Origin of the sequence: Kitasatospora aureofaciens, assembly GCF_001188955.3 — a bacterium.
GTDB classification, from domain to species: Bacteria; Actinomycetota; Actinomycetes; order Streptomycetales; family Streptomycetaceae; genus Kitasatospora; species Kitasatospora aureofaciens.
The window spans coordinates 181377-192705 of record NZ_JPRF03000016.1 but is presented as its reverse complement, the minus strand read 5'-3'; the positions used below and the strand labels follow the sequence as shown (position 1 = coordinate 192705).

General features: G+C 73.8%; 13 protein-coding genes. 5 read left to right on the top strand and 8 right to left on the bottom strand.

Annotated features, from left to right (window positions below):
* Together HS99_RS09815 and sigE are read right to left on the bottom strand one after the other, a co-directional pair.
* Positions 1-642: anti-sigma factor family protein (locus HS99_RS09815; protein WP_305953105.1), on the bottom strand; the 642-nt coding region annotated here is incomplete at its 3' end.
* Complete coding sequence (gene sigE, locus HS99_RS09810; RefSeq protein WP_223886262.1) at positions 639-1481, bottom strand: RNA polymerase sigma factor SigE; 843 nt, start codon at positions 1479-1481, stop codon at positions 639-641. The genes sigE and HS99_RS09815, both read right to left, overlap by 4 nt.
* Before the next feature lie 174 nt (positions 1482-1655).
* On the opposite strand from sigE, the gene HS99_RS09805 reads away from it, so the two are divergent.
* Positions 1656-2288 (top strand): O-methyltransferase, encoded by a 633-nt coding sequence (locus HS99_RS09805; RefSeq protein ID WP_030287423.1) that lies wholly within the window; start codon positions 1656-1658, stop codon positions 2286-2288.
* Between the two features lie 109 nt (positions 2289-2397).
* Here HS99_RS09805 and HS99_RS09800 read toward each other — a convergent pair whose 3' ends face one another.
* Entirely contained in the window at positions 2398-2565 is a 168-nt protein-coding gene (locus HS99_RS09800) for a DUF3117 domain-containing protein (RefSeq protein ID WP_070043274.1), read from the bottom strand.
* Positions 2566-2860: 295 nt separating this feature from the next.
* Between HS99_RS09800 and HS99_RS09795 the strand changes: the two genes are divergently transcribed.
* Positions 2861-3661 (top strand): enoyl-CoA hydratase-related protein, encoded by an 801-nt coding sequence (locus HS99_RS09795; protein WP_030287421.1) that lies wholly within the window; start codon positions 2861-2863, stop codon positions 3659-3661.
* A 28-nt stretch (positions 3662-3689) separates the two neighbouring features.
* Here HS99_RS09795 and HS99_RS09790 read toward each other — a convergent pair whose 3' ends face one another.
* Both HS99_RS09790 and HS99_RS09785 read right to left on the bottom strand, forming a co-directional pair.
* Positions 3690-4286 carry a DNA-3-methyladenine glycosylase I gene (locus tag HS99_RS09790; RefSeq protein WP_030287419.1) on the bottom strand — a complete coding sequence of 199 codons (597 nt, stop codon included), beginning with the start codon at positions 4284-4286 and terminating at the stop codon, positions 3690-3692.
* Complete coding sequence (locus HS99_RS09785) at positions 4283-4741, bottom strand: DivIVA domain-containing protein (RefSeq protein ID WP_063737820.1); 459 nt, start codon at positions 4739-4741, stop codon at positions 4283-4285. Before HS99_RS09785 ends, HS99_RS09790 begins: the two co-directional genes overlap by 4 nt.
* A 180-nt stretch (positions 4742-4921) precedes the next feature.
* On the opposite strand from HS99_RS09785, the gene folP reads away from it, so the two are divergent.
* A complete protein-coding gene (gene folP, locus HS99_RS09780; RefSeq protein WP_046386881.1) occupies positions 4922-5734 on the top strand; it encodes a dihydropteroate synthase in 813 nt (270 codons plus the stop codon).
* A 62-nt stretch (positions 5735-5796) separates the two neighbouring features.
* Here folP and HS99_RS09775 read toward each other — a convergent pair whose 3' ends face one another.
* A complete protein-coding gene (locus HS99_RS09775; RefSeq protein ID WP_046386880.1) occupies positions 5797-6606 on the bottom strand; it encodes an LOG family protein in 810 nt (269 codons plus the stop codon).
* Positions 6607-6717: 111 nt separating this feature from the next.
* Positions 6718-7794: a succinyl-diaminopimelate desuccinylase gene (gene dapE, locus HS99_RS09770; RefSeq protein WP_030287411.1), complete on the bottom strand. Its 1077-nt coding sequence runs from the start codon at positions 7792-7794 to the stop codon at positions 6718-6720.
* 145 nt (positions 7795-7939) lie between these two features.
* Here dapE and HS99_RS09765 point away from each other — a divergent pair, with 145 nt between their 5' ends.
* Together HS99_RS09765 and HS99_RS47715 are read left to right on the top strand one after the other, a co-directional pair.
* Positions 7940-9007, top strand: coding sequence for a VldE C-terminal domain-containing protein (locus tag HS99_RS09765; RefSeq protein ID WP_167344909.1), 1068 nt, complete (start codon positions 7940-7942; stop codon positions 9005-9007).
* 308 nt (positions 9008-9315) lie between these two features.
* Positions 9316-10116 carry a hypothetical protein gene (locus HS99_RS47715; RefSeq protein WP_050366594.1) on the top strand — a complete coding sequence of 267 codons (801 nt, stop codon included), beginning with the start codon at positions 9316-9318 and terminating at the stop codon, positions 10114-10116.
* A gap of 60 nt (positions 10117-10176) precedes the next feature.
* Here the strand turns inward: HS99_RS47715 and dapC are convergent, their stop codons facing one another.
* Entirely contained in the window at positions 10177-11325 is a 1149-nt protein-coding gene (dapC, locus tag HS99_RS09755) for a succinyldiaminopimelate transaminase (RefSeq protein WP_046386879.1), read from the bottom strand.
* Between the last annotated feature and the right edge of the window lie 4 nt (positions 11326-11329).

The following is an 11329-nucleotide window of genomic DNA, read 5'->3' as shown; positions in this document are numbered from 1 at the left end:
CTGGTGCGGACGATCGACCCGGGCACCCTGCCCGACCCGCGCCGCGGCGCCGACGGCGCCGAGCGCGCCCGCGCCGAAGGAGGCGCCGGCGCCGCGGCCGAAGGTGCCACCGGTGAGCCTGCTGCCGCCGAAGGTGCCGGCGGCGGGGACCCCGCCGCCGGGCAGGTCGTCGTCGTCGCGGCCGCGCCGGGGCGGCCAGTCGGCGTCCGCCGGGGCGTCCTCGGGCAGGCTGCCGACGGCCATCAGCCGGGCCATCAGCGCGGAGGACGGGCCGGGGGTGTCGGCGCGGGTCAGCAGGTGCTTGACGGACCGGCCCTCGTCGGCCTCGGCCTTGCACTGCGGGCAGGTCGCCAGGTGGGCCAGCACCCGCTCGCGGGAGTCGTGGCCGAGTTCGCCGTCCAGGAAGGAGGACAGCCGGTCCCCGAGGTGGTGCTCCTCGACCGCGGGTTCGACGGGCCGTACGGGCACCGCGCGCAGGGCCGTGTCGGCGGGCAGCGGAACGGCGGGCAGCACGGGGTCACCGGGTTCGCCGCCCGCCGGATCCCCGGCGCCGCGGCGGCCCGGCAGGGCCCAGCCCCGCCAGGTCGAGGACCGGTCGGACGCATCCGAACGGTCCGGACCGGACCGGCTGCTTCCGCTCACGATCGCCTCCGTCCGCGCCCGCCCGGTGCGGCCGCGACCTCGGCGACGGCGCCCACCGGCACCGGCTCCTCCGAGCCACCGCGGCGCTCGCGGCCCGGCGCCGAGCCGGGGGCGCGGTGCTTGAGCGCGGCGCGCAGGTGGGAGCGGCCGCGGTGGATGCGGCTGCGGACGGTGCCGAGCTTGACGCCCAGCGTGGCGGCGATCTCCTCGTAGGACAGGCCCTCGATGTCGCAGAGCACCACGGCGGCGCGGAACTCCGGGGCGAGGGTGTCCAGGGCCTGCTGCACGTCGGCGTCGAAGTGGGTGTCGCTGAAGTGCTGGGCCGGACTGGGCTCACGGGAGGCGAGCCGCTCGGCCGCGTCCTCGCCGAGCGCGTCGAAGCGGATGCGCTGGCGGCGGCGGACCATGTCCAGGAACAGGTTGGTGGTGATCCGGTGCAGCCAGCCCTCGAACGTGCCGGGGGTGTAGGTGGACAGCGAACGGAACACCCGGACGAAGACCTCCTGGGTGAGGTCCTCGGCGTCGTGCTGGTTGCCCGTCAGACGGTAGGCGAGGCGGTAGACGCGCGCGCTGTGGGCCTCGACGATCTCCTCCCACGTGGGCGGAGTCCAGGTCTGCGCGTCGGGACCCTCGGCGAAGGTCGCGAGGACAGGGGCCTCGGTGGTACCGGCGGCCGGCGTCTCGGCGGCGGGCTGGTCCAGGTCGGAGTGCGCAGGCTGGTTCATCACGGGCTTCGGCGTACGGGCCGACGAGGTGCCGCGGAAGTGCCGCCGCACAGGGACGTCGCCCTCGGCCACACCTCCTCGGTCGGCTCTTCTGCCCAGCAGGGCCACCACCATATCCACCTCACCCGTCAAGCCCGGATAAAAGTGCCCGGGAGGCCTTGTGCACCCGGTCCTGAGTGACAACGGCCCGCCGCCGTACGCGGTTCCCGCCCGGCCAGTAATCTGTGGCAGGAAATATCGACATCCCTCCGCGCCGGGCCGCCGCCCGGGGCTCCGAAAGAGGCAGCCATCAGCGAGTTCGGGCCCGCGCGCGCGGCCCTCGCCGACACCTACGTGGGCGAGGACGCGGTGCTGACCTACGCCCGGGCGCAGTCCGCGCGCACCGGCATACGGGCCATCGGGCCGAGCGGCGGGGCGTGCCTGCGGCTGCTGGCCGCGGCACTGGACGCCAAGGCGGTGGCCGAGATCGGCACCGGCACCGGGGTGTCCGGGGTCTACCTGCTGCGCGGGATGCGGCCGGACGGCGTGCTCACCACGGTGGACTCGGAGCCGGTGCGCCAGCAACTGGCCCGCGAGGCCTACCAGGCGGCCGGGTTCGCGGCCAACCGCTCACGGTTCATACCGGGCCGGGCCCTGGAGGTGCTCCCCCGGCTCGCCGACGGCCAGTACGACCTGGTGTTCTGCGACGGGGACCCGGCCGAGTCCCGCGAGTACCTGCTGGAGTCGCTGCGGCTGCTGCGGCCCGGCGGCATGGTCTGCTTCGAGGGGGTCTTCCAGGAGGGCCGCCTCGCCGAGCCCGAGCTGCAGGACCCGCAGACCGGCGCCGTGCGGGACCTGGTCCGCGACGTGCGGGAGAGCGACGCGCTGCTGCCCGCGCTGCTGCCGGTCTCGGACGGGCTGCTCTGCGCCGTCAAGCGCTAGGACCTGCCCCGGTTGTCCTGACCGCGGGGAACGCGCGGGCCCGGGCCGACGTGACGTCGTGCCCGGGCCCGGCGGTACGTCTCCAGGAGACGACGAGCACCCGCTGCGGTCAGCCGGTGACCTCCATCAGGGCATCGCCCAGGGCTTTGGCCTCGTCAGGCGTGAGCTCCACCACGAGGCGTCCGCCGCCTTCGAGCGGAACGCGCATGATGATGCCCCGCCCCTCTTTGGTGACTTCGAGCGGGCCGTCACCCGTCCGCGGCTTCATGGCCGCCATGCTCGTTCCCCTTCCTGCAACCGCTCAGCTACGCACCGGCAGTCCGTCCACCGCCGGTATCGAACGCATTGATCGGAAGCCATTATCCCGCATGCCACGGCCTGATGACCAACATCACTCTCGGTGCAACCAGGGCCGGACCGGCCGCAACCACCGCAATTGGCGTCATAAGCCCCGGCGTGGCGGCGGTACCGGTACGGCCGGAAGGTGCGATACCTCACACTCCCCACGCCGCCCCGTGCTCCGGCATCCTGGCACCACCACCCACGCGACGATCACCAGGGAGCCCTCGCCCATGTCGGATTCCGTGCTGTACGAGCTGGACGGCGGCCTGGCCGTCATCACCATCAACCGACCGGAGGCGATGAACGCCCTCGACGTCGCCACCAAGGTGGCGCTGCGCGACACCGTGATCGAGGCGGCCGGGGACCCGGCGGTGCGCGCGGTGCTGCTGACCGGCGCGGGCGAGCGGGCCTTCTGCGTCGGACAGGACCTCAACGAGCACCTGGCCCTGCTGAAGCGCTTCGAGGAGACCGGCGAGGGCGCGCTGCGCACCGTCGCCGAGCACTACAACCCGCTGACCCGCGCGCTGGCCGGGATGCCCAAGCCGACCGTCGCCGCGGTCGGCGGGGTGGCGGCCGGGGCGGGCGCCTCGCTCGCCTTCGCCTGCGACTTCCGGATCCTCTCCGACCGGGCCGGCTTCAACACCGCCTTCACCGGGATCGGCCTGACCGCCGACTCCGGCGCGTCCTGGACGCTGCCCCGGCTGGTCGGGCACGCCAAGGCCACCGAGCTGCTGATGCTGCCCCGGACGGTCAAGGCCGCCGAGGCGATGGAGCTGGGCCTGGCCACCAAGGTCGTGCCGGCCGAGGAACTCGCCGCCACCGCACGGGTCTTCGCCCGCGAGCTGGCCGAGGGCCCGACGGTGGCCTACGGAGCCGTCAAGGAGTCGCTGGCGTACGGCGCTTCGCACTCACTGGACGAACTGCTCGACAAGGAGGACGAGCTGCAGACCCTGGCCGGGGAGAGCGAGGACCACCGGATCGCGGTGCGCGCCTTCATCGCCAAGGAGAAGCCGAAGTACGTCGGGCGCTGAGAGCCGGCGCCCTACCGGTTCCCGCCGCCTACCGCTTCCCGCCGCCGGTGCGGACGTGGCAGTCCGCCAGGTGGTCGTCGACCAGGCCGCAGGCCTGCATCAGGGCGTAGGCGGTGGTCGGGCCGACGAAGCGGAAGCCCGCCTTCTTCAGCGCCTTCGCCAGCGCCGTCGACTCAGGGGTGACGGCCGGCACCTCGCCCAGCGTGCGGGGGGCCGGTCGGTCCGGGTCGGCGGCGAACTGCCAGATCAGCGCGTCCAGTCCGCCGTCCAGGTCGCGGGCGACCCTGGCGTTGGCGATCGCCGCGTCGATCTTGGCCCGGTTGCGGATGATGCCCGTGTCGGCGAGCAGCCGCTCCCTGTCGGCCTCGCCGAACTCGGCGACCTTGCCGATCTCGAAGCCGGCGAACGCGGCCCGGAAGCCCTCCCGGCGGCGCAGGATGGTCAGCCAGGACAGGCCGGACTGGAAGGCCTCCAGGCAGACCCGCTCGAACAGCGCGTCGTCGCCGTGCACCGGGCGGCCCCACTCGGTGTCGTGGTAGACGCGGTAGTCGTCGGTGGAGTCGCCCCAGCCGCAGCGGCGCAGGCCGTCCGCGCCCAGGACGGCACCGTCGAACGGCTCGGTCACTGGTCCTCCACCGGCTTCCCCGTCACCGGCTTCGCGTCCTCGGGGACCGGCTCCTTGGCGAGCGCGACGGCGGGCTTCTCGACGGCGGGCTCGACCACCTGGGCGAAGGACTCCAGGCCGGGCAGCGGTTCGGCGGCCGGGTCGGGGGCGGTGGTGGCCTCGACCGCGCCGCGCAGGTGGGCGGCGGCCTCCAGCTCGGCGATCCGCGAGTCGCGGTAGGCGAGTTCGGCGCCGAGGCGGTCCAGGACGTCGTCCACCTCGTCCATCCGGTAGCCGCGCACGGCCATCGGCAGGCGCAGGTCGTCGACGTCCGCCTTGTGCAGCGGGCGGTCCTGCGGCAGCCGCACGGCGATGCGGTCCGGCACCGCCTCCGGCATCGAGCCGCCCCCGCCGAGCGCCACCAGCGCGGCGCCGCCGACCACCACGGCCATGGCGACCACGATCACCCAGAACACGAGCTGTCCTCCCGAACTCCCGGTCGGCCTCCTCCGAGGTGCCAGGGAACCGGGCTGATCATGACAGCATGGTCCCTGGTGAGGCCGGGGGCCATCATCGCACCCGTAGGAGCTGTGGAGGAGACATCGGTGGCACTGCGCCTGGGACCGCGGGAATTCGGTGACGACGAGCTGGTGATCATGGCGATCGTGAACCGGACCCCGGACTCGTTCTTCGACAAGGGCTCGACCTTCGCCGACGAGGCCGCGTTCGCCGCCGCCGACCGCGCGATGGCCGAGGGCGCGGCGGTCCTGGACATCGGCGGGGTGAAGGCCGGCCCGGGCGACGAGGTCACGGTCGAGGAGGAGCTGCGGCGCACCGTGCCCTTCGTGGCCGAGTTGCGCAAGCGCCACCCCGAGGCGGTGATCAGCGTGGACACCTGGCGGCACGAGGTCGGCGAGGCGGTCTGCGAGGTGGGCGCGGACCTGCTGAACGACGCCTGGGGCGGGGTGGACCCGAAGCTCGCCGAGGTGGCCGCCCGCCACGACGTCGGACTGGTGTGCACCCACGCGGGCGGCGCCGAGCCGCGCACCCGGCCGCACCGGGTCGGGTACGAGGACGTGATGGCGGACATCCTGCGGGTCACCGTGGGCCTCGCCGAGCGGGCGGTGGAGCTGGGCGTCCGCCGGGACGCGGTGATCATCGACCCCGGGCACGACTTCGGCAAGAACACCCGGCACTCGCTGGAGGCCACCCGGCGGCTGCCGGAGATGACCGCGACCGGCTTCCCGGTGCTGGTCTCGCTCTCCAACAAGGACTTCGTCGGCGAGACCCTGGACCGCCCGGTGAACGAGCGGCTCCTCGGCACCCTGGCCACCACCGCGGTCTCGGCCTGGCTGGGCGCCCAGGTCTACCGGGTGCACCAGGTGGAGGAGACCCGCCAGGTGCTGGACATGGTCGCCTCGATCCGGGGCACCCGCCCCCCGGCGGTCGCCCGCCGGGGGCTGGCGTAGGGCCCCCTCTCGACGGCGCTCGGCTCGCCTCCGTCCCGCGGACGCGGGCTCGAAGACAGGTCCTAGATGTCGCTCACGGGCCGACGGGCTTCGGCGAGGATCTTCAGGACCTCGTCGACCTCGTCGGTGATGTGGAACAGCTCCAGGTCGTGCGGGGCCGCCTTGCCCTGCGCGACCAGGGTGTTCTTCAGCCACTCGTAGAGGCCGCCCCAGTACGCGCTGCCGTAGAGGATCACCGGGAATCGGGTGACCTTCTTCGTCTGCACCAGGGTGAGCGCCTCGAACAGTTCGTCCAGCGTGCCGAGTCCGCCGGGCAGGACGACGAAGCCCTGCGCGTACTTGACGAACATCGTCTTGCGGACGAAGAAGTAACGGAAGTTCAGTCCGAGGTCGACGAACTCGTTGAGGCCCTGTTCGAAGGGCAGCTCGATGCCGAGCCCGACACTGAGGCCGCCGGCCTCCGAGGCGCCGCGGTTGGCGGCCTCCATCGCGCCCGGGCCGCCGCCGGTGATCACCGCGTAGCCGGCCTCGGCGAGGGCCCGGCCGATGGCCGCTCCGGCCTCGTACTCGGGCGAGCCGACCGGGGTCCTGGCCGAGCCGAAGACGCTGACGGCGGGCGGGAGTTCGGCGAGGGCGCCGAAGCCCTCGACGAACTCGGAGGTGATCCGCAGCACCCGCCAGGGATCGGTGTGCAGCCAGTCGGTGGGACCGGTGGTGTCCAGCAGGCGCTGGTCCGTGGTGCTGGTGCCGACCTGGTCCCGGCGCACCAGCACCGGGCCCTTCTGCTTCTCGGGCCAGGCCTTCTTCTTCCGCGGCACGCCGACCTGCTCGGGGCCGTGTCCGTAGTGCTTGTCGTCTCCTGTGCCTGTCATGACGAAACCCTACGCCCGCCCTCCCCCGTTTTCAGGCAACGGGAGAAGGTCGGTTGGGCAACCGGAAGGTGGAGTTCGACCGCCGGTTCGGTCGGCCCCGAACGTTTCGGTTCAGCTGGTCAGCCAGGCGCGCAGCCGGTCCTCCGTCTCGGCGATGGCGGTCAGCGAGCAGTGCTCGTCCCGCTTGTGGGCGAAGTTCGGGTCGCCGGGACCGTAGTTGACCGCCGGGATGCCGAGGGCGCTGAACCGGGCGACGTCGGTCCAGCCGAACTTGGCGCGGGCCTGGCCGCCGGTGGCCGCCAGGAAGGCCTTGGCTGCGGGCTGGGCCAGACCGGGGAGGGCGCCGGGGGCGAAGTCGGTGACGGTCAGCTCGAAGCCGTCGAAGACCTCGCGGACGTGCTTCTCCGCCTCGGCCTCGCTGCGGTCGGGCGCGTAGCGGAAGTTGACGGTGATCACGCACTCGTCCGGGATCACGTTGCCGGCCACGCCGCCGTCGATCCGCACCGCGTTGAGGCCCTCCCGGTACTCCAGGCCGTCGATCTCCACCCGGCGCGGCCGGTAGTCCGCGAGCCGGGTGAGCACCTCGGCGGCGCGGTGGATGGCGTTGTCGCCGAGCCAGCTGCGGGCCGCGTGGGCGCGCACGCCGGTGAGCCGGACCTGCGCCCGCAGGGTGCCCTGGCAGCCGCCCTCGACCATGGCGTCGCTGGGCTCCATCAGCACCGCGAAGTCGGCGGCCAGCCACTCCGGGCGGTCCTTGGCGAGGTGGCCGAGGCCGTTGCGGTGGGCCTCCACCTCCTCGCAGTCGTAGAACACGTAGGTGAGGTCGCGGTTGGGCTCGGGCAGGGTGGCGGCGAGCCGCAGCGCGACGGCCACGCCGGACTTCATGTCCGAGGTGCCGCAGCCGTAGAGCAGGTCGCCCTCGACGTACGACGGCAGGTTGTCGGCGATCGGTACGGTGTCCAGGTGACCGGCCAGTACGACGCGCTCGGCGCGGCCCAGGTTCGTCCGGGCCACCACGTTGTTGCCGTAGCGGTCCACGGTCAGGTGCGGGTAGCCGCGCAGGGCTGCCTCGACGGCGTCGGCGAGCGCCTGCTCGTCGCCGCTCACCGAGGGGAAGTCGACGAGGCGGGCGGTCAGCGTGCCGCCGTCGAGGGTCAGGTCCAGGGGCGTCGGGTTCGGGCTGCTCATGGCGTCAGCCTAGCCTCGCCGCCATGTGCCCTGGGTGGTCGTGCTGTGACACGGAACGCCACCTGATCGGAAACCGGAGTGCGCCGTACACCCGTCCGAGTGGGTACGGTGTCGGATCAAGACGGCGGGCGCGAGAGGGGCGACGGTGGCCAGGAGAAGGCACAGCGAGAAGCTGGGCGAGGAGCCGGGCGACGATGTGGCGCCCCGGCGCCGCGGTCCGGTGCGCGCGCTGCTGCTCGTGCTGGTCGGACTGCTCGGCCTGGCGATGGTCGCGGGTCTGGCGGTGGTCGGGATCTGGTGGTTCGGGTTCCGGCAGGGCGCCTCGGAGGAGTGCTCGGTGAAGACCGCGGCGGGCAGCGGCACGCTCGAGCTGCCGCAGGCCGCCAACGCCGCGACGATCGCCGCGGTGGCGCGCTCGCGCGGGCTGCCGGACCGGGCGACCGCGATCTCGCTGGCGACCGCCATGCAGGAGTCCAAGCTGCGCAACCTCGCGGGCGGTGACCGGGACTCGATCGGCCTGTTCCAGCAGCGGCCCTCGATGGGCTGGGGCACCCCGGAGCAGATCGCAGACCCGGTGTACGCGACCAACAAGTTCCTGGACGGTCTGGTCAAGGTGCCCGGCTACACCCGGATGCCGCTGACCGACGCGGCCCAGGCGGTGCAGAAGAGCGGCTACCCGCAGGCGTACGCCAAGCACGAGACCAAGGCGACGCTGCTCACCTCGGCGCTGGCCGGCCGTGAGCCCGCCTCGTTCAGCTGCGTGGTGCACGACTACGCCAAGCCGGACCCGGCCGACTCGCCGTCGCCGACCGCGGGCGCCTCGGCGACCCCGGTCGCGCTGCCGGACCGCACCCAGGTGCTGTCGGACCGGGTACGCCGGGAGTTCGGCCGGACCGTCACCTCGGCCGCCGGCTACAGCTCGACGATCAAGGGCGCCGAGCACGCCGTCGCGCTGACCCCCGACCCGGCCACCACCGCTCTGACCTCCTCGGCGGACTCCGGGGCCGACGCCGGGGCGAGCGCCGAGCGGACCAGCGGCTGGGAGGTGGCCCACTGGGCGGTCGCCCAGGCGCAGCAGCTGGGCATCGCGACGGTCGCCTACGACGGGAAGATCTGGCGCAAGACCGAGTCCGAGGACGGCTGGCAGACCCAGACCTCGGGGACGTCGACCAAGCTCGTCCAGGTCACCCTGGCGCCGTCCGGCCAGGGCTGACGCACATTCGTTCGGGTTGCCGCCGGACGGGTGATTCCGGTCAACCCCGGTGGACCGACCGCCCGTTCCGGCGAACCCCGGTGGGGAACCGTCACTCCCCTTGTTGGGGCCGGTTCGACGGCGTCCGGCAGGGCCCGGTGAGCTCCCCTGCTGCGGTCATACGATCCGATGTTCGGCCAGGCGCTTTCGCGCCCAGGCCGAAACCTTCTGGCTCCTCAAGCGGTAACAACGTCGTCCGCCAGGTCCCGTCCACGCTCGGATCGTCCACCCGGCGGACGGGACGGACCCAGACCCCTTCGAGGAGCCCCATGTCTCACCCCCTCACGCGCCGGATCGCCCAGGCCGCGCTCGTCGTGGCGGCCGGAGCGACCCCGCTGGTCGCGGCCGGCTCCGCGTCCGCCCTGGGCGGGGACGCCCTGCTTCCCAAGAGCGACCTCGCGGCGCCGCTGGGCCAGCTGACCAACACCGACACCGGTTCCACCCTGCAGCACACCACCCACCAGCTCGGCCAGGCGGCCGGCACCACCGGCGCGGCCACCGTCGCCGCGGGCGTGCCGGCCTCCGCCGACGCCGCGGGCAACATCGTCGCCCACCAGCTCCCCGAGGCGAACGAGAAGGCCGGCTCGCTGACCGCTCCGGTCGACCAGACCGCCGCCACCACCGGCCAGCTCTCCGCCGTCACCCCGAGGGTCGCCTCCACCCTGGCCGGCAAGCTCGGCGAGGCCGTCACCGGCAAGGGCACGGGCACGGGCACCCGCAGCGCCACCGCCGGCACCAACCCGGTCGGCGGGCTCTCCCAGGCCCTGCCCGGCGCCGACCGGCTCTCCAGCGCCGTCCCCGGCACCAGCACCGTCACCGACGCGCTGCCGACCGGCGCCGTGGAGCGCGCCCTGCCGCTCGGCTCGGTCGAGCACGCGGTGCCCGGCGGCCTGCCCGCCACCGACGTCCTGGGCCTCGCGGAGCACGGCTCGGCCAACCGGCTCGGCGGCGCCGACCTGGGCCCGAACAGCCCGCTGTCCGGCCTGTCCGGCGTGACCAACACGCTCGGCCCGCTCGGCGGCCTGCTGCACGGCATCAACGGCGGCAACCTCAACGGCCTGCCGCTGTAGTCCTCCCGGCGAGCCGAAGGGGGCCGGTGCCGAACAGCACCGGCCCCCTTCGACGTCCCGTCAGCGCGCCGCGGCCAACCGCTCCACGGCCGCGGCGACCCGCTCGTCGGTCGCGGTGAACGCGACCCGCACGAAGCGGTCGCCGGACGGCCCGTAGAAGTCGCCGGGCGCCACCAGGATGCCCAGCGCGGCCAACTCGGCCACCGTCTCCCAGCACGGGCGGTCCTGGGTCGCCCACAGGTACAGGCTCGCCTCGGAGTGCTCGACCCGGAAGCCGTACGCCTCCAGCGCCGCCCGCAGCGCCGAGCGCCGGGCCGCGTACCGCTCCCGCTGCTCGGCCACGTGGGCGTCGTCCGTCAGCGCCGCGATCGTCGCCGCCTGGACGGGCGCCGGCACGATCATGCCGCCGTGCTTGCGCAGCCCCAGCAGCTCCGCCACCACCACCGGGTCGCCCGCCACGAAGGAGGCACGGTAGCCGGCCAGGTTGGAGCGCTTGGAGAGCGAGTGGACGGCCAACAGGCCCTCGTGGTCGCCCCCGCAGACGTCCGGGTGCAGCACGGAGACCGGCTCGGCCTCCCAGCCCAGCTCGAAGTAGCACTCGTCGCTGACCAGCAGCACCCGGTGCTCCCGGGCCCACTCGACGGCGCGGCGCAGCTCGTCCGTGCCGAGCACCCGGCCGGTCGGGTTGGACGGCGAGTTCACCCAGAGCAGGCGCACTCGGGAGCCGTCCAGCTCGTCCACCGAGTCGTACTCGACCGGCTCGGCGCCGCACAGCCGTGCGCCCACCTCGTAGGTCGGGTAGGCCAGCCGCGGATAGGCGACCTGGTCGCCGGGGCCGAGGCCGAGCTGGGTGGGCAGCGAGGCCACCAGCTCCTTGGAGCCGACCGTCGGCAGGACGGCCCGGGGGCCGATCTCGGCGCCGCAGCGGCGGTGCAGCCAGCCGGCGATCGCCTCGCGCAGCTCCAGCGGGCCCCAGACGGTCGGGTAGCCGGGGGTGTCGGTGTGGGCGGCCAGCGCCTTCTGGATCACCTCGGGGACCGGGTCGACGGGGGTGCCGACGGAGAAGTCGCAGAGGCCACCGGGGTGGGCGAGGGCGGTGGCCTTGTAGGGCTCCAGCTTGTCCCAGGGGAAGACGGGCAGCCGGTCGGAAACGCGGCGCGCCGCCCCCGGGTGGCCCGGGAACGGCGCGCGCGTGCTGTTCGTGCTCACAGCT

Excerpts from the sequence above, each read along its gene's own strand:
- sigE (WP_223886262.1), bottom strand. The coding sequence starts at position 1,481 with ATGGTGGTGGCCCTGCTGGGCAGAAGAGCCGACCGAGGAGGTGTGGCC.
- HS99_RS09800 (WP_070043274.1), bottom strand. The coding sequence starts at position 2,565 with ATGGCGGCCATGAAGCCGCGGACGGGTGACGGCCCGCTCGAAGTCACC.
- HS99_RS09795 (WP_030287421.1), top strand. The coding sequence starts at position 2,861 with ATGTCGGATTCCGTGCTGTACGAGCTGGACGGCGGCCTGGCCGTCATC.
- folP (WP_046386881.1), top strand. The coding sequence starts at position 4,922 with ATGGCGATCGTGAACCGGACCCCGGACTCGTTCTTCGACAAGGGCTCG.
- HS99_RS09775 (WP_046386880.1), bottom strand. The coding sequence starts at position 6,606 with ATGACAGGCACAGGAGACGACAAGCACTACGGACACGGCCCCGAGCAG.
- dapE (WP_030287411.1), bottom strand. The coding sequence starts at position 7,794 with ATGAGCAGCCCGAACCCGACGCCCCTGGACCTGACCCTCGACGGCGGC.
- HS99_RS47715 (WP_050366594.1), top strand. The coding sequence starts at position 9,316 with ATGTCTCACCCCCTCACGCGCCGGATCGCCCAGGCCGCGCTCGTCGTG.